Below are 22669 nucleotides of genomic sequence, written 5' to 3'. Positions count from 1 at the left end.
AGGCGAACTGCAATAATTTTTTGCGATAAGGACGCGCCATGAAAAAACTGCTTATCGGACTTGTGACGTTGCTGGCAGCGCTGGCCGCCACCCTGTACTTCTCCCCTGCCGCCCTGATGGCCACGGCGCGCTTCGTGGAGTGCCAGCTGGCGGGGCTTTCCGCCCACAGCACGACGGTCGGCGATCTGGATATCGCCTATTACGAAGGCGGCCCGGCCAGCGGCGAGACCCTGGTCATGGTCCATGGCTTCGGTGCCAACAAGGACAACTGGCTGCGCATGGCGCGGCACTTCACCGACCGCTACCGCGTGATCGCCCTGGACCTGCCGGGCTTCGGCGACAGCAGCAGGCCGGCCGGCAGCTACGACGTCGGCACCCAGGCCGAGCGGCTGGCCTCCTTCATCGCCACCCTGGGCGCCGGCAAGGTGCACCTGGTGGGCAACTCCATGGGCGGGCACATCGTCGCCCTCTACGCCGCGCGCTACCCGCAACAGGTGCGCTCGCTGGCGCTGTTCGACAACGCCGGTGTCACCGCCCCGCACAAGAGCGAGCTGTACGAGCGACTGGAGCGCGGCGATGCCAACCCGTTGATCGTGGGCTCGGTCGCGGACTACGACCAGCTGATGGACTTCGTCTTCGTCGAGAAACCGCCGATGCCCGGTTCGCTGAAGCGCTACCTGGCCGAACAATCGATAGCCAACCGCGAGCATTACCAGCAGGTCTTCCAGCACCTGGTGCAGCGCTACGTGCCGCTGGAGCCGGAGCTGCCGAAGATCACCGCCCCGACCCTGCTGCTGTGGGGCGACCGGGACCGGGTGCTGGATGTGTCGAGCATCGAGGTGATGAAACCTCTGCTGGGCCAATCCAGCGTGGTGGTGATGAAGGATTGCGGCCACGTGCCGATGATCGAGCGCCCGGCCGAAACCGCCGCGCACTACCAGGCCTTCCTCGATTCCCTGTGATTTCGCAGGCAATAAAAAACCCGCTCGATGAGCGGGTTTTTCATGGGTGCGGAAACTGGATCAGACCAGTTTTTCCAGCTCCGGTACTGCTTCGAACAGGTCAGCCACCAGGCCGTAGTCAGCCACCTGGAAGATCGGGGCTTCTTCGTCCTTGTTGATCGCGACGATGACCTTGGAGTCCTTCATGCCCGCCAGGTGCTGGATGGCACCGGAGATGCCGACCGCGATGTACAGCTGCGGAGCGACGATCTTGCCGGTCTGGCCAACCTGCATGTCGTTCGGCACGAAGCCGGCGTCGACAGCGGCGCGGGACGCACCGACGGCAGCGCCCAGCTTGTCGGCCAGGGCGTACAGGTGCTTGAAGTTGTCACCGTTCTGCATGCCACGGCCGCCGGAAACGACGATCTTGGCAGCGGTCAGCTCCGGACGGTCGGACTTGGCAAGTTCTTCGCCCACGAAGGCGGACTTGCCAGCGTCGCTGCCGGCACCGACGGCTTCGATGGCAGCGGAACCGCCTTCAGCGGCAACCGGGTCGAAACCAGTGGTACGCACGGTGATGACCTTGACCGAAGCGGAGGACTGCACGGTGGCAATGGCGTTGCCGGCATAGATCGGGCGCTTGAAGGTATCGGCGCTTTCGACCGCGATGATCTCGGAGATCTGGTCGACGTCCAGCTGGGCGGCAACGCGCGGCAGGAAGTTTTTGCCGTTGGTGGTGGCGGGAGCCAGGATGTGGCTGTAGCCCTTGCCCAGTTCGGCGATCAGCGGCGCGACGTTTTCCGGCAGCTGATGGGCGAAGGCGGCGTTGTCGGCAACCAGGACCTTGGAAACGCCAGCGACCTTGGCAGCGGCTTCGGCAGCAGCGCCGACACCGGCACCAGCGACCAGGACGTGGATGTCGCCACCGATCTTCTGGGCAGCGGCAACGGTGTTCAGCGTGGCAGCGGCCAGGGCGGCATTGGTGTGTTCAGCGATAACCAGGATAGTCATTTAGATTACCTTCGCCTCGTTCTTCAGTTTCTCGACCAGTTCAGCCACGGACTTGACCTTGATGCCGGCGCTGCGGGCAGCAGGCGCTTCGACTTTCAGGGTCTTGACGGTGGAAGCGGTGGAAACGCCCAGGGCGTCCGGGGTGACCACGTCCAGCGGCTTTTTCTTGGCCTTCATGATGTTCGGCAGCGACGCATAGCGCGGCTCGTTCAGGCGCAGGTCGGTGGTAACGATAGCCGGCAGGTTCAGGGCTACGGTCTGCAGGCCGCCGTCGATCTCACGGGTAACGTTGACCTTGTCGCCAGCAACTTCGACCTTGGAGGCGAAGGTGCCCTGGGCGTAGCCAGTGAGGGCGCCGAGCATCTGGCCGGTCTGGTTGTTGTCGCTGTCGATGGCCTGTTTGCCAAGGATCACCAGCTGGGGCTGTTCCTTGTCGGTAACGGCTTTGAGCAGCTTGGCCACGGCCAGGGAGCTGAGCTCTTCTGCGCTCTCGACCAGGATGGCACGATCGGCACCAAGAGCCAGGGCGGTACGCAGCTGCTCTTGAGCAGTGGCCGGGCCGATGGTGACGACGACGATCTCAGTCGCCACGCCCTTTTCCTTCAGACGGACGGCTTCTTCCACGGCGATTTCGCAGAAGGGGTTCATCGACATCTTGACGTTGGCGAGGTCGACGCCGGAGTTGTCCGCCTTGACGCGAACCTTGACGTTGTAGTCGACCACTCGTTTGACAGCTACAAGAACCTTCATGGATTCCTCGTTACTCTCCGGTGAATAAGAATGTCGCCAAGGACGAGCCTCTGGCGGGTGATGCTCGTCGGCCGGAACCGACGGTCAGCCCATACGGCGAGCGCAAAACCGCCCGTATCTTGACCGTAACGCCTATTCCGGTCAATACGGGAAAATACCCCGCCATAAGCCGCAGAGCCTTATCCTATCAGGCTTCTACAAAATTCAAACAAACGTTTGTATTGGACCCGCCAAAGGGTGTGGATATAATGCGCCAGCTCTGGCCAGGGATCGAGCCTAGCCCTCCCTTATAAAATATCGAAGAGAGCCTTGAGGAGAATGACTGTGGAACGCGAATACATGGAATTCGACGTCGTCATCGTCGGTGCCGGCCCTGCGGGCCTGTCCGCTGCGTGCCGACTGAAGCAAAAGGCCGCCGAAGCTGGTCAGGAGATCAGCGTATGCGTGGTCGAGAAAGGCTCCGAAGTCGGTGCCCACATTCTCTCGGGTGCCGTGTTCGAACCGCGCGCTCTGAATGAACTGTTCCCTGACTGGAAAGAGCTTGGCGCCCCGCTGAACACTCCGGTCAAGCGCGACGACATCTATATGTTGAAAGATGCCGAAGGCGCCATCAAGGTTCCTGACCTCTTTGTGCCGAAAACCATGCACAACGAGGGCAACTACATCATCTCCCTGGGCAACCTGTGCCGCTGGCTGGCCCAGCAAGCCGAAGGCCTGGGCGTTGAAATCTACCCGGGCTTCGCTGCCCAGGAAGCCCTGATCGACGAGAACGGCGTGGTCCGCGGCATCATCACCGGCGACCTCGGCGTGGATCGCGAAGGCCATCCGAAGGAAGGCTACTACACCCCCGGCATGGAACTGCGTGGCAAGTACACCCTGTTCGCCGAAGGCTGCCGTGGCCACATCGGCAAGCAGTTGATCAAGAAGTACAACCTGGACGCCGACGCCGACGCCCAGCACTACGGCATCGGCATCAAGGAAATCTGGGACATCGACCCGGCCAAGCACGAGCAGGGCCTGGTGGTGCACACCGCCGGCTGGCCGCTGTCGGTCATGGGCACCGACAACACCGGTGGCTCCTTCCTTTATCACCTGGAGAACAACCAGGTGGTGGTCGGCCTGATCATCGACCTGTCCTACTCCAACCCGCACCTGTCGCCCTTCGACGAATTCCAGCGCTACAAGCACCACCCGGTGATCAAGCAGTACCTGGAAGGTGGCAAGCGCGTCGCCTACGGCGCCCGCGCCATCTGCAAGGGCGGCCTGAACTCGCTGCCGAAGATGGTCTTCAAGGGCGGCGCCCTGATCGGCTGCGACCTGGGCACCCTGAACTTCGCCAAGATCAAGGGCAGCCACACCGCCATGAAGTCCGGCATGCTGGCGGCTGACGCCGTGGCCGAAGCGGTACTGGGCGGCAAGGAAGGCGGCGACGAGCTGACCACCTACGTCGAGGCGTTCAAGGCCAGCTGGCTGTACGACGAGCTGTTCCGCAGCCGTAACTTCGGCCCGGCCCTGCACAAGTTCGGCCCGGTCATCGGTGGCGGCCTGAACTGGCTCGACCAGAACATCTTCGGCGGCAAGATCCCCTTCACCCTGCACGACACCGTGCCGGACTACGCCTGCCTGAAGAAGGCCAGCGAAGCGCCGAAGATCAACTACCCGAAACCCGACGGCAAACTCAGCTTCGACAAGCTGAGCTCGGTATTCCTCTCCAACACCAACCATGAAGAGGAACAACCCTGCCACCTGAAGCTCACCGACCCGAGCATTCCGGTTGCCCAGAACCTGCCGCTCTATGACGAGCCTGCGCAGCGTTACTGCCCGGCCGGCGTGTACGAGATCGTGACCCAGGAAGACGGCGAGAAGCGCTTCCAGATCAACGCGCAGAACTGCGTCCACTGCAAGACCTGCGACATCAAGGACCCGGCCCAGAACATCACCTGGGTGGCGCCGGAAGGCACCGGGGGCCCGAACTACCCCAACATGTAAACGCGACAAACGAAAAAGGCCCCTCGGGGCCTTTTTTGTTGCCTGCGAAAAGACCCTGTCAGGGCTCCTCGCCAATGGGGAAGAACTGCCCGCCGGACCAAACACCCAGCCAGTTGCGGCCGTCGATCTCGCGCACCACGGCCAGCACCACCAGTTGGTAGAAGACATTGCGATGGATCAACGCTTCCAGGTTGGTGCGCACATGCACATAGGGCGCCGGCTCCTGGGTCACCGGATCGGTCTCGACACGGATCGGGTGCTCGGCGCCCGCCTCCACCTCGTCTTCCACGTTGGTGACGAAGCGCAGCACCTGTTCCTCGCCCTCCCCGCTCACCTCGACGCTCACCGCCACGAAGGGCGCGTCATCGACCGTGATGCCGACCTTCTCCACCGGCGTGACCAGGAAGTAGTCGTCACCATCGCGGCGGATGATGGTGGAGAACAGCTTGACCATCGGCTTGCGCCCGATGGGCGTGCCCAGGTAGAACCAGGTGCCGTTACGGGCGATGCGCATGTCGATGTCGCCGCAGAAATCGGGGTTCCACAGGTGCACCGGTGGCAGCCCCTTCTCCTTGGGGATCTGCGCCAGCAGGTCGCCGGCCTTGCCCGGGTCGTTCATCACATTCTCCTCAGCGGCCCAGCCCCATGAGGCTGCGCGCGTATTGTCTCAACGGCGGCCCGATCAGGTCTTCGGGCTTCTGGTCATGAAAGGTGAACAGGCCACCCCGGTGGGTGATCCGTGCCGTGTCCACCAGATAGCGGTTACCGGTTTCGATCAGCATCAACTGGATGACGCCGTTATCGACACCGAGCCGATCCACCGCCTCCTGATCCTCCCACTCCTCCACCGTGCCGATACGGTCATCGGCATCGGCGAAACGGCTGTAGAGCAGGTAGTTGGCACCCAGCGAACGGGCCTCGCTCATGGCCTGCTCGAGGCTCACCGGCTGGCTTGCACGACGCACCAGCGGGAAGTATTCGACGAAGCCCTTGAAGGCCTCTTCGGCCACCACGTTGGGCTTGGTGCGGGTCCCGCCCTGCGGGGAAAAACTGCTCTGGGCGATGTAGATGAACGAATCCGGCTGCAGCCGCCAGGACATGGAGCGATAGGTCTCGCTGTGGTCCAGCAGCCCGGCATCGCTCATCTGCTCGCGGGCGCCCAGGGTCATGTCGCTGACCTTCATGCAGCCCCCGAGGGCCATCAGCGCCAGCAACAGCATCAAACTACGCATTCTCGATCCTCCACGGCCGGCGACGAAAAACCGGCACTTGGCGCAACGATGCAGCTTCCGCGCCATCACGTACTCCGCCGCCAATCCGAGCTGCCCAGTGCCCGGCACAGGCCCTTGAGCGCCTGCCAGCGCGTCCGCGCAAGCCGCTCCCGCGCGTTGCGGCCCTGCGCCAGGGTGCGCAGCGGGCTTTCCATCCAGGGCACGGCACCGTCGAAACCCTGGCGCAAATCGGCGTCTGCAAGAGCTGACCCCGGGAGCCAGGAGAAATTCAGGCAGCACAGCCTCCATCAACCGCGCCTGAATGTCGATATCGCGCCCCTCAAATCCCTTGAGCTTCGGCGCGCGGAGTGAAGCCTCCCAACGCCATCAAGGACTTCATCATGCGCTACCTGCTGCTTCCCGCCCTGCTCATCGCCAGCACCGCGGCCCTTGCCTTCCCCAGTGCACCACCGCCGAACGCTTCACCTGAACAACTCCAGGCACCGCTGAAGGAACAGGGCTACCCGATCGACACGTTCAAGATCACGCCCGGCAACTGCTGTGAGATCTACGGCTTCGACAAGGACAAGCACAAGCACAAGCACAAGGCCGAAATCTATCACGCCCCGGTCACTGGCCAACCGGTCACGAGCCGGGTGGAAAACTGATGGGCGGGGCGACCATCCGGCTCTGGAGCCCCGTCGTCCTCCTGTTCCATGCCTCGGTCGCCGGCGCCTTCTTCGCCAACCACCTGCTCACCGAAGAAGGCAACGCCTGGCACACCAGGCTGGGCGAACAGCTCCAGCTCCGCGCGCCCGGGTTCCCCTGCAGGTGCAGGTCCGGGGAGGCGTGGCGCTCCCCCAGGCTGCCGAAGTGAAGCGGGAACAACGACTCCCATTGCGAATGGATCATGTCTGGCTACCAACGTGCGTTTCGATGGGGCGAGTACTCGCAACCAATCCGAATGGAGCCTGAAGCGGGCCCGAGTCAACGGCAGGCCGGCTGCAGGCGACGTCACTCGCCGGGAAGCCAGGCCAAGGGCCATCTATAGTGAGGAGGCAACAGCGAGTCGGCGTCCTCTCCATAGAGCGAATGATGTCACCGTGATACTGGACATAAGTACGCTGGAGCCTTTACGGAAAAAGACAGGAAAGTCAGGGCTCGATGCGCGCCGCCAAGGTCGCCTCGACCTCCAACCGGCGTGAGACTCGAGTGGATGAAGGCAAAGTCATGGATTCACATCGCCATCTGGATGGCAGCGGTACTGCTCTCGGGCCTGCTGCTCAGCGCGCTGGCCAGTTTCCAGCAGGTCCGGTCCATCGACGACCACGTGCAGCAGGCCCTGAAGGATGAAAGCCGAGAGGTCGAAGGCGACCTCATGTCGCGCCTGCGCATCTACGAGTTCCGCCTCAGGGGCTGGCGCGGCGCCATCCACATGTTGGGCATTGACAACGTCACCCTCGACCTGTTCACCCGCTACAGCCGGGCCCGCAATCTCCAGGAAGAATTCCCCGGGGCCCGCGGTTTCGGTTTCATCCGCCGGGTCAAGGTCAACGAGGAGGCGGACTTCCTGCGCCGGGTCAGGGCCGATGGCCAGCCGAACTTCACCCTGCACCAGTTCGCCCCCTTCCAGGGCGAGCGCTACGTGATCCAGTACATCGATCCGCCGGAGGTCAATATCGAAGCCATCGGCCTGGACATCGCCTCCGAGCCCCTGCGCCGGATCGCCGCGCAGCGCTCGATGCTCAGCGGCAAGGCCACGCTCACCGCCCCCATCACCTTCGTCAACGAATCCAGGAAGGCCTATCGCTCCTTCCTGTTCCTGCTGCCCGTCTACAGCACCCCGGATACCCCTGCCGATCTCCCGTCCCGCCATGAGGAAATCCTCGGATGGAGTTATGCCCCCCTGGCGATGAGCGAGGTGATGACCGACCTCGACCTGCCCGTGGACAGCCTCCACCTGGCGATCTACGACAAGACCGACGCCCCGCAGCGCAAGCTCATCTTCGAGACCCACCACCAGAGCCCGGATGGCGAGCTGGTCCAGACCTACAGCTTCGAACGCGAGGTCTACGGGCGGACCTGGCTGTTCCAGGTCAGCGCCCATGCGGCCTTCGTCGAGTCCCTGGACCCCGTGCACCCCGCCAAGGTTTTCGTGGTCGGGCTGCTGGCCAGCCTCCTGCTCACCGGCATGGTCGGCACCCTGCTGCTGTCACGCCAGCGCCAGCACCAGGTGACGGCCGGCCAGGCACGGCTGGCGACCATCGTCGAGAATTCCAGCGACGCGATCATCGGCGAGGCGCTGGATGGCCGGATCATCACCTGGAACCGTGCTGCCGAGCAGATGTTCGGCTACACCGAGGCGGAGATCCTCGGCCGCCCCCTCGCCCCCCTGCTGGTCCCGCAGGAACGCCTGGCCGAGGATGAAGCGCTGCTCGAACGGGTGGCACGCGGGGAACGCGGCCCGACGCTGGAAACCCAGCGCCTGCACAAGGAGGGTCGCCTGATCGATGTGACCATCACCTGCAGCCTGATCCGCGAGGCCGACGACAGCATCCTCGGCGCGGCGAAGCTGATGCACGACATCAGCGACCGCAAGCGCGCGGAGAACTACCTGCGCCAGTTCAACGCCAACCTCGAGCAACAGGTCAGCGAACGCACCGCCGAGCTCTCCCGGGTCGCGGGCCTGCTGCAGGCGGTGCTCGACGCCTCGTCCGAGGTGTCCATCATCGCCGTGGACATGCAGAGCGAGATCGTCGTCTTCAACCGGGGCGCGGAACTGCTGCTGGGCTATACCGCCGCCGAGATGATCGGCATCCGCAATCCCCTGGACTTCCACCTGCCAGAGGAAGTCCAGGCACGCGCGGCCGAACTCAGCCGCGAATACGGCCGCCCCATCGAGGGGATGGAGGTGTTCCGCTGCAAGCCCGACGAGCAAGGGGCGGAAACGCGCCAGTGGACCTATATCCGCAAGGACGGCTCGCAGATCCAGGTGTCCATGGTCATGACCTCCATCCGCACGGAGAGCGGTGCGCTCATCGGCCACCTGGGCATCGCCCAGGACATCACCGAACGCCTGCGCAGCAGCGCCGAACTCCACGCCGCCAAAGCCTCGGCCGAAAGCGCCAACGCCGCCAAGAGCCTGTTCCTGGCGAACATGAGCCACGAGATCCGCACCCCTATGAATGCGGTCATCGGCATCGCCCACCTGTTGCAGGGCACGCGCCTGGACGAACAGCAGCAGAACCTGCTCGGCAAGCTGCAGATCGCCGGGCGCTCCCTGCTGGGGATCATCAACGACATCCTCGACATCGCCAAGATCGAGGCCGGCGAGATGCTTCTGGAGAACAGCCCGTTCCGCCCGCGCCGGCTGTTCGGCGACCTCGCCGAACTCTTCGCGCCCCAAGCCGAAGCCAAGGGCCTGCGGTTCGCGGTCAGGGCCGACGAGTTGCCCGAGCAACTCACAGGCGATGCATTGCGCCTCAACCAGATCCTCATGAACCTGGTCGGCAACGCCCTCAAGTTCACCGCCTCGGGCGGTATCGAGGTCAATGTCGAGTGCACCCGCGAGACCGATGAGCGCTGCTGGCTCCGCATCAGTGTCCAGGACACCGGCTGCGGCATCGATGCCGAAGTGATCGAACGGCTGTTCTCCCCCTTCACCCAGGCAGACACCTCCACCACCCGCCGCTTCGGCGGCACGGGGCTGGGCCTGTCGGTGGTACGCGGCCTGGCCGAGAAGATGGGCGGAACGGTCGGTGTGCGCAGCACCCTCGGGGCGGGCAGCGAATTCTGGGTACGCCTGCCGTTCAACCGGGTCAGCGACGACCAGGCCTTGTCGGAAGCCGCGTCCAGCCTGGACGTGCTGGTGGTCAGCCAGGACGAGGGCGAACGCCAGCGTCTCACCCAGTTGTGTCGCTCCCTGGGCTGGCGAGCCACCCCATTCTTCAGACGGGAAGACCTGCTCGAACACCTCGGACAACGGCTCGCAGGCCGCCATCCACTGGCCGACGTACTGCTACTCGACCACTTGGCCGGCGACGATGTGCTGGAGACACTCGAACAGCTCAGGGCGCTGCTGGGACGCGAACGCATGCCCAGCAGCGTGGTGTTCTCGGCGCCACGGACATCGGCTGCACCCACCCTGGAAGATGCACTGGTGGACCATTACGCCCGAACGCCACTGGACGGCTCCGATCTCTACAACGCCATCGCTGCCGCCAGCCTCAGGCATCCCAACGGCCACGGCGAGAAACTGATCCACGCCACCGAGCTGGACATCACCCAGGCCCGGTGGCTGGAGGGCATAAGGCTGCTGCTGGTGGATGACAGCGACATCAACCTCGAGGTGGCCAGTCTCATGCTTCAACAGCAGGGCGCCGAGGTGCAGACCTGCATGAATGGCCGCCAGGCGCTGGATTGTCTGCGCGAGGACACCACCGCCTTCGATGTCGTGCTGATGGACCTGCACATGCCGGAAATGGACGGGTTCGAGGCCACCCGCCGACTGCGTGGCGAACTCGGCCTGCAACGACTACCCGTGCTCGCCCTGACCGCCGGAGCGTTGCCGGAAGAGCGTCGCCAGGCCAAGGCGGCCGGAATTGACGAGTTCCTCAGCAAACCCCTGGAACCCAAGGTACTGATCCGCGCCATCCGCCGCGCGGTCCAGGACTCCCGGGGCGCTCCCCTACCCATACGTCCGATCGAGACGCCCACCGGGCCTTCCCGCCCATGGCCGACGATAGAAGGCATCGATACCGTTGAAGTCGCCCAGCGCATGAGTCACGACCTGGAGCTGTTCAACTCGTCGCTGCGGCGGCTGTTCAGCGAGTTCCGCGAATTCCGCGACGACGAGGCGACCCAGCGACGCCTTCAGGACGACCCGCCCGGGCTGACAGCGCGCCTGCACAAGCTCAGAGGGTCGGCGGGGATGCTCGGTGCCCGGTGCCTTCACAAGCTTGCAGGTGAGGCGGAGACCCTGCTACGGATCGACCCCGACGCCCCAAACCTGCCGACACTGCTCGGGCGCTTGGTGGAGGCCTATCTAGAACTCGAACGCCAGACGAACATCGAGGAGATCACCCTCCCCCGCAGCGACGCGGACCATCTGGCAGCGGGCCCCGCGCTGGCGAGGCTGATCGACCACCTGCGCGACCACGACATGGCCGCGCTGGAGCAGTTCGCCCAGGCATGCCCCGCCATCCAGGTTTCGAGCCAGGCACTGGCCGAGCAGGTCTGGCAGGCGATCGACAACCTGGACTTCGAGCAGGCGCTGCACCTGCTCGAATCCGCAGGCCTCGTGGCCAAGGAGTGACACCCATGGACTACACACCCTCCCTGCTGATCGTGGATGACGACACCTCGGCGATCCGCATCCTCAGCAAGGCGATCGGCCGTCTCGGCAAGATCCGCTTCGCCACCAACGGCCCCGATGCACTCCGGGCGGCACGGGAAGAAAGGCCCGACCTGGTCCTGCTGGATGCCGAAATGCCCGGCATGGGCGGCTTCGAGGTCTGTGAACGGATGAAGACCGAAATGGAATTGCGCGACGTCCCGGTCATCTTCATCACCAGCCATACCGAGGCGAGCATGGAGGAAGCGGGCCTCGCCCTGGGCGCGGTGGACTTCATCGGCAAGCCCATACGCCCCGCCATCGTCCATGCGCGGGCGAAGACGCACCTGCACCTGAAGCTGGCCATGGACCGGCTCAACCTGCTGGCGCAAACCGACGGCCTGACAGGCCTGGCCAACCGCCGCTTCCTCGATCAGAACATCGAACGCGAATGGCTGAGGACACGCCGCAACGGGCAGCCCTTCTCGTTGCTGCTGATGGATATCGACTACTTCAAACGCTACAACGACCGTAACGGCCACTTGCAGGGCGACCAGTGCCTGATCGCCGTCGCCCATGCCCTACGCGCCAGCATCAACAGGCCCGCCGACCTAGTGGCCCGCTATGGGGGTGAAGAGTTCGCCGTGCTGTTGCCCGAAACCGACCATGTCGGCGCCTGCCGCATAGCCGAACAACTGGGGGACGGTGTCAGGCACTTGAATATCCCTCATCTCGACAGCCCCCACGGGAAAGTGACTGTTTCAATCGGCGTCGCCAGTTTCGATGAAGAAAGTCCCAGTTGGCCGCATACCAGTGAGAGCAATGAAGTCGCACCGGATATCGCAAGGCTTCTCGAATTTTCGGATGCCGCCTTATACGAGGCCAAGGAAGCGGGCCGGGATTGCAGTCGTTTCAGGAACATCGAACTTGCAGCGTTATTGCCAGCGAGTGGTTCGGGTATCAAGAAAGGCTAGCGGTGTAAGGATCACAAGGGCCTGGATGATTACACGCGCTGTTGAAATCGCCGATGCGACACAGCTCGACAAGACTGGCCCTGCGCAATAGAGCGCTACCCGCAATCAATAACGGCAAGCAAATTCCAGTGCAAATTATTATCGATAACTCAACCAGCAACTAAAGTCTGATACCGCCTATCGCCAATGGAAACACAGTAAAAACAGGCGGAAACTCGATAAAAGCACTTTGCCATCAATTCCCTGCAAACAGGAACTTGCTGTCGCTGTAACGACAACGACTAATTGTCGCCTACTTAAATTCACGCACTTTTCACAAGAAGCTCGTTAAACATCCGCCCATGACCTAAAACTTCTATCGGGCACACACATCGCTACACCCGTGCAACTTGGGGAGATCATCATGCTGATTCGCTCGTTACGTGTCTCCACCCGCATCAATGCCGGTTTTGCAGTGCTGGTCACCTTGTTGATGCTGGTCGGCGCCGGTTCCCTGATGCAGATGCACCAGATGCACGACAGTTCCCAAGCGGTCGACGGAAACTGGCTGCCCAGCATCGTCGCCATCAGCCACATGGACGAAGCGACCCTTCAACTGCGGGCCTCGACGCTACGAGCACTGGTGGTGTACGACGAGGCAGTCAAGGCCCGCCTCTCCGCGGACGAGGTGACCCTGCAGAACGCCCGGGACAACTACGTCCGGATGATTTCGAGCGACGAGGAGCAGCGGCTCTTCGATCGGTACCTCGAAGACCTGCGCAGCTATCTGGACGTCCGCAGCGCCGTGATCCAGCACTTGTCCGCCGGAGAAAGAGACGACGCACAGTCGCTGGTGACCGCAAAACTGAACGAGCGTGGCAGTGCTCTGAGCGAAGACCTCAAAGCGTTGATCAAGCTCAACGAGGATGGAGCCAAGCAGGCCTCGACAGCCAGCACCTCAGCATTCCAGCGCGCCAACCTGCTCGTGGGGCTGATTCTCGCTGGGGCCGTCGGCCTGGCCGTCATCCTTGCCCTCCTCCTCTCGCGCAGCATCGTGCGGCCGCTGAACCAGGCGGTCGAAGTGGCGAGCCAGGTATCCCAGGGCGACCTGAGCCGTGACATTCCGGTTGAAGGGCACGACGAGGCGACCTCCCTCATGAGCGCCCTGCGCGGCATGCAGCAGAACCTGCGGCAGACCATCAGCCTCATCGCCGACTCCTCCACCCAACTCGCCTCGGCCTCCGAGCAACTGCATGCGGTGACCGAAGACACCAGCCGGGACCTCCTGCGGCAGAACCAGGAAATCGAGCAGGCGGCCACGGCCTGCAACCAGATGAGTGCGGCGGTGGATGGGGTGGCCCACAACGCGGCTACGACCATGGACGCTTCGCGCCAGGCCGACACCGCCACGCGCCATGGCCGCGAGCAGGTGGGTGAGACAGTGCGCTCGATCAACGCCCTGGCGACCGACGTGACCGGCAGCGCCGAGCGTGTCGAGAAGCTCGCCCGGCAGATGCAGGACGTCGGCAAGGTGCTCGACGTGATCCGCTCGATCGCCGAGCAGACCAACCTGCTGGCCCTCAACGCCGCCATCGAGGCCGCCCGTGCCGGCGAGCAGGGGCGCGGCTTCGCGGTGGTGGCCGATGAGGTTCGCCTGCTGGCACAGCGCACCCAGCAATCCACCCAGGAAATCGAGCAGATGGTTAACCAGCTGCAGCAGGAGGCCAGCGCCACCGTCGCCACGATGCAGGGCAGTTCGCGCCTCGCCCAGACAACGGTGGACCTCGCCCAGGCCGCCGATGGCAGCTTGGGCGACATCGCCCGGACCATCGCCTCGATCAACGAGCAGAACGTCCAGGTGGCCAGCGCTGCCGAACAGCAGGCCGCTGTAGCACGCGAGGTCGACCGCAGCCTGGTCAACATCCGCGACCTGTCCACCCAGACCTCGGCGGGAGCCAGCCAGACCCGCTCCTCCAGCCAGGACCTGTCGCGCCTGGCCGTGGAGCTCAAGTCCGCCGTCGCCTCGTTCCGCCTGTGACGAGTCATATGCCGCCGGAGAATCACCGTCTCGATGGCGATGCGTTCCTGACTTCGGGGCGCTGCTGGTGGTCCAGGCGGACGACGAACGCAATCTCACGACCTGAATCGCCCGAGCTGCGTTTAACGGCACAGGGCGTACGGGCGCTCAGCCGCCAATGATCTTCATGACGGTGACGCCGCCGGAGAAGGCGATGTCCTGCTTGTCCGCCAGAGCCTTCACCAACAGCCGCTGCAGCCCGGGCAGGGCCTGGTGGCGCGGCTTCTCCAGCAGGTCGCCGACGTAGTGGCGGTTGCTCGACGACAGGCAGCCATGCAGCCACCCCGTGGAAGACAGGCGCAAGCGCGAACAGGTGCGGCAGAACGGCACGCTTTCGTTGGCGATGATGCCGAAGTGGCCGAGGCCGGGTATCTGGTAGCGCAGCGCGGTGGCATCCACCGGCGCTTCGGCCTGGACGAATTCGTGGCGTTCGCCGATCAGGGCGAGCAGTTCGTCGAGCCCGATGAACTGTTGCTGGAAGCCGACGCCATCGCGGGCCAGGTGGCCCATGCGCATCAGCTCGATGAAACGCAGCTCGAAACCGTTTTCCAGGCAGTACTCCAGCAGCGGCAGGACCTGATCGAGGTTCTGCCCGCGCAGGGGCACCATGTTGAGCTTGATCTTCAGCCCCGCCGCTTTCGCATCGGCCAGCCCCTGCAGCACGGTCTTCAAATCGCCGCCACGGGCGATGCCACGGAAGGCGTCCGCATCGAGGGTGTCCAGGGAAACGTTGATACGGCGGATACCGCAATCGACCAGCAACGGCAGCTTGCGCGAGAGCAACTGGCCATTGGTGGTGAGGCTGATGTCGTCGAGGCCGAGGCAGCTGACGCCACGAAGGAAGTGGTCGAGCTTGGGGCTCACCAGCGGCTCGCCACCGGTGATGCGCAAACGCTCGATGCCGGCGGCTTCCATCAGGTAGGAGACACCGCGCACCATGGCCTCGGCGGAGAGCTCGTCCTGCGCCGCGACCAGGCGCTTGCCATCCGGCACGCAGTAGGTGCAGGCGTAGTTGCAGGCGGCGGTAAGGCTGATGCGCAGGTTGCGGAAGCGCCTGCCTTGGCGGTCGACGATCATGGGGCGCTCCGACGGGGGACAGGGCGCAGTATATCGCTGCGCCCCATCCTGTCCCATGGCTTAGCAGCCGGGACCAGAAGGATCACTCAGCCCGATGGCGCGTCATTCTCGCGCTTGCGCTTGTTGCCCATGCGCACGCCGATGTCCATGAGGAACTGGAAGAAGCCTTCCTGATCTTCCAGGACGTTGCTCCAGAACGGCGAGTGGTAGAGCGCCACGGCGCCATGCACCAGGGCCCAGGCTGCGCAGTAGTGGAAATAGGGCGGCACGTCTTCCAGCTTGCCTTCGGCGATGCGGCCCTTGATCAGCTGGGTCAGGCGCTCGAAGTTGGAGGCACGGATCTTGTGCAGCTGTTCGACCATCTCGGGCACCTGGCTGTTCTTCACCACCTTCTCTTCCAGGCGGTCGAACAGGCGGTAGCGCTGCGGGTCGCGCATGCGGAACTCGAAGTAGGCGCGCGACAGCGCTTCCTTGTCACGGTCCACGTCCGCGGAATGCAGCAGCTCGTTCAGGTCACGCTCGTAGTCGAGCATCAGGCGCAGGTAGATCTCCGCCTTGGACTTGAAGTGCTTGTAGATGGTGCCTTTGCCGATGCCCACCGCGTCGGCGATCATCTCGACGGTGACGCTGTCTTCACCCTGCTCGAGGAACAGTTTCAGAGCGGTGTCGAGGATTTCCTGCTCGCGGCGGCGAAACTCACGGACTTTACGGGGTTCTTTCTGCATAAAGGGACTGTAGGGTCAAAAATCAAGCCAGGTATTATGCCTAACTAGCGCCAAAATGCACGGATCATCCGACTATGAGCCTATTGCCAGATGGGTTCTGCATGTTTCAGCCCCCTGTTATAAGGCCGAAAACCGCGAACCAGAAGGGTTTCAGGGGTTACACGGGTGAACGCCTAGCCATCAGGCAGTGGGCTTTCAAGCCGTCTCCCCGCCCTACTTACGCAAAAAGAACTGAGCTCCTGCAGCAATCCGGGGTGCGACCATTGAGCGCAGCCCGGTCAGGAACAGGCGGAGCCGTCATACCCAGGTGCCAACCCTGCAAGCAGACGCTTGAGGACTCAGCCGCCTTCCGCGTATTCCAAATCTGTTTAAAAAACGAGCAGCGGCATCTGGACGCAGGGGGATATTGACCAATACTCACATGACTGGCGTGCGGCATCTCCCCCCAAGTGCCCCGTCAGTCGAGGTACCGAGGATCGCGTACCTTTGTTTTACTCCTAATGGTCTTGACCCGGATTCATCCCCCAGAACCCGGGTTTTTTTTGCCCGCGAGTTTTAGCCCGCCAGGCGCGCCAGGGGGAACAGGCGCTGGAAGTTCTCGGTGGTCTGCTCGGCGAAGCGCTCGAACTCCACGCCCCTCAGTTGCGCCAGGAACTCGGCGACCTCACGCACGTACTGCGGGAGGTTCGGCTTGCCGCGGTGGGGGATGGGCGCGAGGTAGGGCGAATCGGTTTCCACCAGCAGGCGGTCGGCAGGCACCTGCCGCGCCACGTCGCGCAGCGCTTCGGCATTGCGGAAGGTGACGATGCCGGAAAGCGAGATGTAGAAGCCGATATCCAGCGCCGCCTTGGCCATCTCCCAATCCTCGGTGAAGCAATGCAGCACGCCCGCCTGGGGCAGCGCCGCCTCGCGCAGCAGCGCCAGGGTATCGGCGCGGGCCTCGCGGGTGTGCACGATCACCGGCTTGCCGGTGATGCTCGCGGCTTCCAGATGAAGGCGGAAGGCCTGCTGCTGCAGTTCGGCGGCTTCGGGCTCGTAGTGGTAATCGAGGCCGGTTTCACCGATGGCGGCGACGCGGGGGTGGTCCAGCTCGCCCAGCAGCCAATCCAGTGCAGGCGCTTCACCGGGAGCGAGATCCAGCGGGTGGACGCCGACCGAGCAGTGCACATCGGCATAGCGACTGGCCAGATCCTTGACCGCAGCGGCGTTGTCGGCGCTGACGCCGATGCAGAGGAAATGCCCGACGCCACGGGCTCGTGCAGCATCCAGCGCCGCATCGAGGGAACCGCCATGGGCGGCAAGATCGAGGCGATCGAGGTGACAGTGGGAATCGACCAGCATGTTTCGGATCACTTGAACGTCAGGGGAGGCGCCGACCGGAGTCGACGCGGTGGGCGGGAGCCCTTTTACATGGTGTGGGTCGGGCGGTCCGACTTGAGGGCGCCGGCGAGGTAGGTCTCGATCTTGTTGCGAGCACCGGTGTCGCCATCGTTGAACTGTACGCCGATACCAGCGGCACGGTTGCCTTGCGCCCCCTTGGGGGTAATCCAGACGACCTTGCCGGCCACCGGGATTTTTTCCTGCTCGTCCATGAGGTTCAGGAGCATGAACACTTCGTCGCCGAGCTTGTAGCTCTTGTTCGTCGGGATGAACAGGCCGCCGTTCTTGATGAAGGGCATATAGGCGGCATACAGCACGGACTTGTCCTTGATGGTCAAGGACAGAATCCCGTTACGCGGGCCCAGATTGGGTGGCAGGCTCATGCGGCTTTCCTGGCTAGCTGGCTCAGCGGTGGATTCTAGCCCGGTCCGGGCAGGCTTGCCCACTGCACCAGCAAGGCTTCGAGAAGCAAGACACGGTTGAGGTTGGCCTTGCCGAGCACCTTCTGCCGCTGCTGCAGCAACCAGTCCTGGAACGCCAGCACCTTGTGCTGGGGCGCCTTGTCGGCGAGGTACTGGACCACCTTGCGCATATCGGCCAGGCCCAGGCCTTGCTCGTCATGGGTCAGCTGGTAGCGCAGCATCAGTTGCGCCCAGTCGCAGAACCAGTCGAACAGCAGGATCAGCGGCACAGCGTTCCAGCCTTCGGCCAGTGCGCTCGCCCCCACCTGTTGCTTGATCAGTTTCTTCACCCCATCCACCACTTGGGCGCGCTGCTCGAGCACGGCCTGCCCATGCAGACGCAGGGCGGTGAGCGGCGAACCGCCCGCCAGCACCAGCAGGTCACGGCGGATCTGTTCGTCGGTATCCGGTAGCGCATGCGCGAGCCAGGCCAGGCTGTCGCCCTCACCCGGCAACGGGCAGGCCTGCTGTACGCAACGGCTCTTGATGGTGGGCAGGAGGCGGCTGGGCTGGTGGCTGATGAGCAACAGCACGGTGTCGCCCGACGGCTCCTCAAGGCTTTTCAGCAAGGCGTTGGCGGAGTTCAGGTTCATGGCCTCGGCCGGCTCCAGAAGCACCACCTTGCGCCCGCCAAGCTGCGCCGTTTGCACGACGAAGCCGACCAGCTCACGAACCTGATCGACCTTGATCGCCTTGTCCGCTTCTTCCGGCTCCAGCACGAAGTTATCCGGGTGGGTGCCGGCGGCCAGCAGGTAGCAGGACTTGCACTGCCCGCAGGCATCCAGGCCCTGGGGCTTCTGGCACAGCAGGCGTGCCATCAGGCGCTCGGCCAGGGCGCGCTTGCCGATACCGGCGGGCCCGTGCAGCAGATAGGCATGGGCGTGACGCGGCCGACCGGCCAAGTGCTGCCAGAGGGATTCCTGCCAGGGATAGGCTTCAGCCACGGCAACGCTCCAGCAGTTCGGGCAGCAAGGCCTCCAGGGCCTCCTGCACGCTCACCAGGGAGGCAGCGGCGTCGAGTACGTGGTAACGCTGCGGGGCAGCAGCGGCGCGCTGCAGGTAGGTCTGGCGCACCGCCTCGAAGAACCCACGGTCCTCCTGCTCGAAGCGATCCAGGCGACCACGGGCAGCAGCGCGACTGAGGCCGACGTCCACCGGCAGGTCGAAGACCAGGGTCAGGTCCGGGCGCAGCTCGCCCTGGACGAAGGCTTCCAGTTGCGCGATGCGCTCCACCGGGAGCCCGCGACCACCGCCCTGGTAGGCGTAGGTGGCATCGGTGAAGCGATCACAGAGCACCACCTGGCCACGGGCCAGGGCCGGGCGGATGACGCCGGCGATGTGCTGGGCACGGGCGGCGAACATGAGCAGCAGCTCGGTATCGGCGGCCATGGCCTCGTCACTGGGTGCCAGCAGCAGCTCGCGGATGCGCTCGGCGAGGGGCGTACCGCCAGGCTCACGGGTCAGCACTACATCGACGCCATGGCTGCGCAGGCGTTCGGCGAGGAAGTCGCGGTTGGTGCTCTTGCCGGCCCCTTCGGGGCCTTCGAGCGTAATGAACAGACCGCTCACGGGGTGTCCTTGTTGGTAGTGGGCGCGGGGCTGGACCGGTAGTCCGCCCGTCGCTTCAACTGATATTCGCGCACCGCCTGGTTGTGGGCGGCGAGCGACTCGGAAAATACATGGCTGCCGTCGCCACGGGCGACGAAGTAGAGGCTCTTGCCTTCGACCGGGTGCATGGCGGCATGGATGGCCTCACGCCCGACCATGGCGATGGGCGTCGGCGGCATGCCGGCGATCACGTAGGTGTTGTAAGGCGTGGCCTCGCGCAGGTGGGCACGGGTGATCTTGCCGGCATAGCGCTCGCCCAGACCGTAGATGACGGTGGGGTCGGTCTGCAGCAGCATGCCCATCTGCAGTCGCCGCACGAAGACGCCGGCGATCTGCCCACGCTCGCTGGGGACGCCGGTTTCCTTCTCCACCATCGAGGCCATGATCAGTGCCTGGTAGGGATCGGCATAGGGAAGCTTGTCCGCGCGCTTTTCCCATTCGTCCTGCAGCACCTGCTCGAGGCGTTGATGCGCCTGCTTGAGCAGGTCGATGTCACGCATGCCGCGCACATAGCGGTAGGTGTCGGGGAAGAAACGCCCCTCGGGATGCTGGCCCTCCAGGCCAAGGCGCTTCATCAGCTCCTCGTCGCTGACATCGGCCAGGGTCTGTTCCAGCTTCACCTGCTTGGCCAGGGCCGTGCGCAGCTGGCGGAAGTTCCAGCCCTCCACCAGGGTCAGGCTGTACTGCACCACCTCGGCACGCTGCCAGAGACCAAGCAGTTGTGCTGCGTTCATCCCCGGCGCCATGCGGTATTCGCCGCTGTGCAAGGATTGGCCGGCGAGGTTGAAGCGCCAGTATTGGCGCAGCCAAAAGGCCCCTTGAATGACCCCCTCCTCTTCCAGCCGATTGAGCAGACCACCAGGGGTCGAGCCGGCCGGCACGTCGAGTAACTGCTCTTCGGTCAGCACGAGTGGCTGCTCCAGGGCTTCACGCTGCTGCCAACCGGCAAACGCGAACACGAGGCCGCCGAGGATCAGGCCACTCTGCAGCAGCACGAGCAATTTGCGTATCACGAATCAGCTATCCAGTAGGTCGCGGGCAAGGGCCTGCAGTTTACGGGTGAGCGGCCCGACCGACCAGTCGTGACCCGCGAAGCGGCGCACGGGCCAGACGCCGTAAAGGCTGTTGCAGAGGAAGACTTCATCGGCCGTGAGCAGTTCCTCGTAGCCGATGTCGCGCACCTGGGTGGCGATTCCCTGGGCAGCGGCCTGGTCCAGCAACTCCGCGCGCATCACCCCGGCGACCCCGCTGCGCCCGAGATCGGCGGTTAGGAGTACACCCGCGCGGACTATGAAGAGGTTGCTGAAAACCCCTTCGATGACCCGCCCGGAAACGTCGCACATCAGGCCTTCGGCGAAGCGCGCATCCTGCCACTCGGCACGGGCCAGAACCTGTTCCAGCCGGTTGAGGTGCTTGAGCCCGGCGAGCAACGGCTGCTCGGCCAGGCGAGTGACGCAGGGGAATAATTCGATGCCCTGTTCGGCGTGACCTTCGGGATAGGCGGGATAGGGGCTGCCCATGAGGATGCGCCGTGGCGGCGTACCTGGCAGTGCATAGCCGCGCAGGCCATCACCGCGGGTCACCATCAGCTTGGCGACGCCCCCGTCGAGCTGGGCAGAGAACGCCAGCAGCTCCTCACGCACGAGGTCGAGATCAAGATCGAAGGACAAACGCCGCGCGCCTTCGGCAAGGCGCGCGAGGTGGCGCTCCAACAGGCCGGGCCGACCGCCGCATACGGCAATGGTCTCGAACAGACCATCGCCGTAGGCCAGGCCACGGTCCTTGAGGGACAGTGACCCGGCCGGGCGGCCGTCGACCCAGCTCTGCATCAGTCGGCGAACCGACGGAATACCAGGGAGCCGTTGGTGCCACCAAAGCCGAAGGAGTTGGACAGCACCACGTCGATCGGCATGGAGCGGGCTTCGTGGGGCACGAAGTCGAGGTCGCAGCCCTCGTCCGGGTCGTCCAGGTTGATGGTCGGCGGCGCCACCTGATCACGGATCGCCAGCACGCTGAAGATCGCCTCGACGGCACCGGCCGCACCCAGCAGGTGGCCGGTCATGGATTTGGTGGAGCTCACCGCAACCTTGTAGGCGTGGTCGCCGAACACGCTCTTCACCGCCGCTGCTTCAGCCTTGTCGCCAGCCGGAGTGGAGGTGCCATGGGCGTTGATGTACTGCACCTGGTCGCCGTTCAGGCCGGCATCACGCAGGGCATTGTGCATGCAGCGGGCGGCACCGGCGCCGTCTTCCGGCGGCGAGGTCATGTGGTAGGCGTCGCCGCTCATGCCGAAGCCGACCAGCTCGGCATAGATGGTGGCGCCACGGGCCTTGGCGTGCTCCAGCTCTTCGAGAACCAGCGCACCGGCGCCGTCGGACAGCACGAAGCCATCACGGCCACGGTCCCAGGGGCGGCTGGCTGCAGCCGGGTCATCGTTGCGGGTGGACAGGGCACGGGCAGCACCGAAGCCACCCAGCCCCAGGCCACAGGCCGCCATTTCGGCGCCACCGGCGACCATCACGTCAGCTTCGCCATAGGCGATGTTGCGCGCGGCCATGCCGATGCAGTGGGTGCCGGTGGTGCAGGCGGTGGCGATGGCGTAGTTCGGTCCCTGGATACCCAGGTGGATCGACAGGAAGCCGGACACCATGTTGATGATCGAGCCCGGCACGAAGAACGGCGAGATACGCCGCGGCCCCTGCTCGATCAGCGATTTGCAGTTGTTCTCGATGTTGGTCAGGCCACCGATCCCGGAGCCCATGGCAACGCCGATGCGCTCACGGTTGGCATCGGTTACTTCCAGCCCGGAATCGCGCATAGCCTGGAAGCTGGCAGCGAGGCCGTACTGGATGAACAGGTCGAGTTTGCGAGCTTCCTTGGCGGACAGGTACTGCTCGACATCGAAGCCCTTCACCGAACCACCGAAACGGGTGGTGTAGGCGGAAAGGTCCATATGCTCGATCAGGCCGATGCCACTGCGGCCAGCCAGAATTCCTTGCCAGCTGTCCGGAACGTTGTTGCCCAGCGGCGACAGCATGCCCAGGCCAGTGATCACGACGCGTCTACGCGACACAGCGCTCTCCTCTATCTTTTTCTATACGGCGGTTGGATGACGCTTAAAGAAAAGCCGCACGACCTTGGAGGTCGTGCGGCT

General features: G+C 64.1%; 19 protein-coding genes. 6 read left to right on the top strand and 13 right to left on the bottom strand.

Going from position 1 to position 22669, the window contains the following annotated elements:
- Positions 1-38 precede the first annotated feature (38 nt).
- Positions 39-962 carry an alpha/beta fold hydrolase gene (locus tag PI990_RS10145; protein ID WP_271660524.1) on the top strand — a complete coding sequence of 308 codons (924 nt, stop codon included), beginning with the start codon at positions 39-41 and terminating at the stop codon, positions 960-962.
- Positions 963-1022: 60 nt separating this feature from the next.
- On the opposite strand, the gene PI990_RS10140 is transcribed toward PI990_RS10145, so the two are convergent.
- Positions 1023-1952: an electron transfer flavoprotein subunit alpha/FixB family protein gene (locus tag PI990_RS10140; RefSeq protein WP_021217590.1), complete on the bottom strand. Its 930-nt coding sequence runs from the start codon at positions 1950-1952 to the stop codon at positions 1023-1025.
- Positions 1953-2702 carry an electron transfer flavoprotein subunit beta/FixA family protein gene (locus PI990_RS10135; RefSeq protein WP_031287067.1) on the bottom strand — a complete coding sequence of 250 codons (750 nt, stop codon included), beginning with the start codon at positions 2700-2702 and terminating at the stop codon, positions 1953-1955.
- Positions 2703-3026: 324 nt separating this feature from the next.
- Between PI990_RS10135 and PI990_RS10130 the strand changes: the two genes are divergently transcribed.
- Positions 3027-4691, top strand: coding sequence for an electron transfer flavoprotein-ubiquinone oxidoreductase (locus tag PI990_RS10130; RefSeq protein ID WP_271660523.1), 1665 nt, complete (start codon positions 3027-3029; stop codon positions 4689-4691).
- Positions 4692-4749: 58 nt separating this feature from the next.
- Here the strand turns inward: PI990_RS10130 and PI990_RS10125 are convergent, their stop codons facing one another.
- A complete protein-coding gene (locus PI990_RS10125; RefSeq protein WP_271660522.1) occupies positions 4750-5310 on the bottom strand; it encodes a DUF1285 domain-containing protein in 561 nt (186 codons plus the stop codon).
- A gap of 10 nt (positions 5311-5320) precedes the next feature.
- Positions 5321-5923, bottom strand: coding sequence for a DUF4823 domain-containing protein (locus PI990_RS10120; protein ID WP_031287068.1), 603 nt, complete (start codon positions 5921-5923; stop codon positions 5321-5323).
- A gap of 380 nt (positions 5924-6303) precedes the next feature.
- Here PI990_RS10120 and PI990_RS10115 point away from each other — a divergent pair, with 380 nt between their 5' ends.
- The 4 genes from PI990_RS10115 (at position 6304) to PI990_RS10100 (ending at position 14225) form a co-directional block, all read left to right on the top strand.
- Positions 6304-6570, top strand: coding sequence for a PepSY domain-containing protein (locus PI990_RS10115; RefSeq protein WP_271660521.1), 267 nt, complete (start codon positions 6304-6306; stop codon positions 6568-6570).
- 548 nt (positions 6571-7118) lie between these two features.
- Positions 7119-11216 carry a CHASE domain-containing hybrid sensor histidine kinase/response regulator gene (locus PI990_RS10110; protein ID WP_271660520.1) on the top strand — a complete coding sequence of 1366 codons (4098 nt, stop codon included), beginning with the start codon at positions 7119-7121 and terminating at the stop codon, positions 11214-11216.
- A gap of 5 nt (positions 11217-11221) precedes the next feature.
- Positions 11222-12208: a GGDEF domain-containing response regulator gene (locus tag PI990_RS10105; RefSeq protein ID WP_271660519.1), complete on the top strand. Its 987-nt coding sequence runs from the start codon at positions 11222-11224 to the stop codon at positions 12206-12208.
- A 403-nt stretch (positions 12209-12611) separates the two neighbouring features.
- Positions 12612-14225, top strand: a complete 1614-nt coding sequence (locus PI990_RS10100) for a methyl-accepting chemotaxis protein (protein ID WP_271660518.1) — start codon at positions 12612-12614, stop codon at positions 14223-14225.
- A 147-nt stretch (positions 14226-14372) separates the two neighbouring features.
- On the opposite strand, the gene PI990_RS10095 is transcribed toward PI990_RS10100, so the two are convergent.
- The 9 genes from PI990_RS10095 to fabF all read right to left on the bottom strand — a co-directional run bounded on the left by PI990_RS10095 (position 14373) and on the right by fabF (position 22588).
- Positions 14373-15341 (bottom strand): GTP 3',8-cyclase MoaA, encoded by a 969-nt coding sequence (locus tag PI990_RS10095; RefSeq protein WP_021217600.1) that lies wholly within the window; start codon positions 15339-15341, stop codon positions 14373-14375.
- Between the two features lie 86 nt (positions 15342-15427).
- Positions 15428-16066: a TetR/AcrR family transcriptional regulator gene (locus tag PI990_RS10090; protein WP_021217601.1), complete on the bottom strand. Its 639-nt coding sequence runs from the start codon at positions 16064-16066 to the stop codon at positions 15428-15430.
- A gap of 555 nt (positions 16067-16621) precedes the next feature.
- On the bottom strand, positions 16622-17407 hold the full coding sequence (locus PI990_RS10085) for a TatD family hydrolase (protein WP_021217602.1): 786 nt from the start codon (positions 17405-17407) through the stop codon (positions 16622-16624).
- A gap of 65 nt (positions 17408-17472) precedes the next feature.
- Entirely contained in the window at positions 17473-17829 is a 357-nt protein-coding gene (locus PI990_RS10080; RefSeq protein ID WP_021217603.1) for a PilZ domain-containing protein, read from the bottom strand.
- Positions 17830-17864: 35 nt separating this feature from the next.
- Positions 17865-18851: a DNA polymerase III subunit delta' gene (locus tag PI990_RS10075; protein ID WP_271660517.1), complete on the bottom strand. Its 987-nt coding sequence runs from the start codon at positions 18849-18851 to the stop codon at positions 17865-17867.
- Positions 18844-19476, bottom strand: a complete 633-nt coding sequence (tmk, locus tag PI990_RS10070) for a dTMP kinase (protein ID WP_271660516.1) — start codon at positions 19474-19476, stop codon at positions 18844-18846. Before tmk ends, PI990_RS10075 begins: the two co-directional genes overlap by 8 nt.
- Entirely contained in the window at positions 19473-20528 is a 1056-nt protein-coding gene (mltG, locus tag PI990_RS10065) for an endolytic transglycosylase MltG (RefSeq protein ID WP_271660515.1), read from the bottom strand. The genes tmk and mltG overlap by 4 nt, the downstream gene beginning before the upstream one ends.
- A 3-nt stretch (positions 20529-20531) precedes the next feature.
- The gene (gene pabC, locus PI990_RS10060) at positions 20532-21344 is read right to left on the bottom strand and encodes an aminodeoxychorismate lyase (RefSeq protein ID WP_271660514.1); all 813 of its coding nucleotides are present in this window, start codon (positions 21342-21344) and stop codon (positions 20532-20534) included.
- Entirely contained in the window at positions 21344-22588 is a 1245-nt protein-coding gene (gene fabF, locus PI990_RS10055) for a beta-ketoacyl-ACP synthase II (RefSeq protein ID WP_031287073.1), read from the bottom strand. The genes pabC and fabF overlap by 1 nt, the downstream gene beginning before the upstream one ends.
- Between the last annotated feature and the right edge of the window lie 81 nt (positions 22589-22669).

It is taken from the genome of Pseudomonas sp. TUM22785 (genome assembly GCF_028198105.1).
Taxonomy (GTDB): domain Bacteria; phylum Pseudomonadota; class Gammaproteobacteria; order Pseudomonadales; family Pseudomonadaceae; genus Metapseudomonas; species Metapseudomonas solani.
This window is presented reverse-complemented; position numbering and strand designations above follow the sequence as displayed.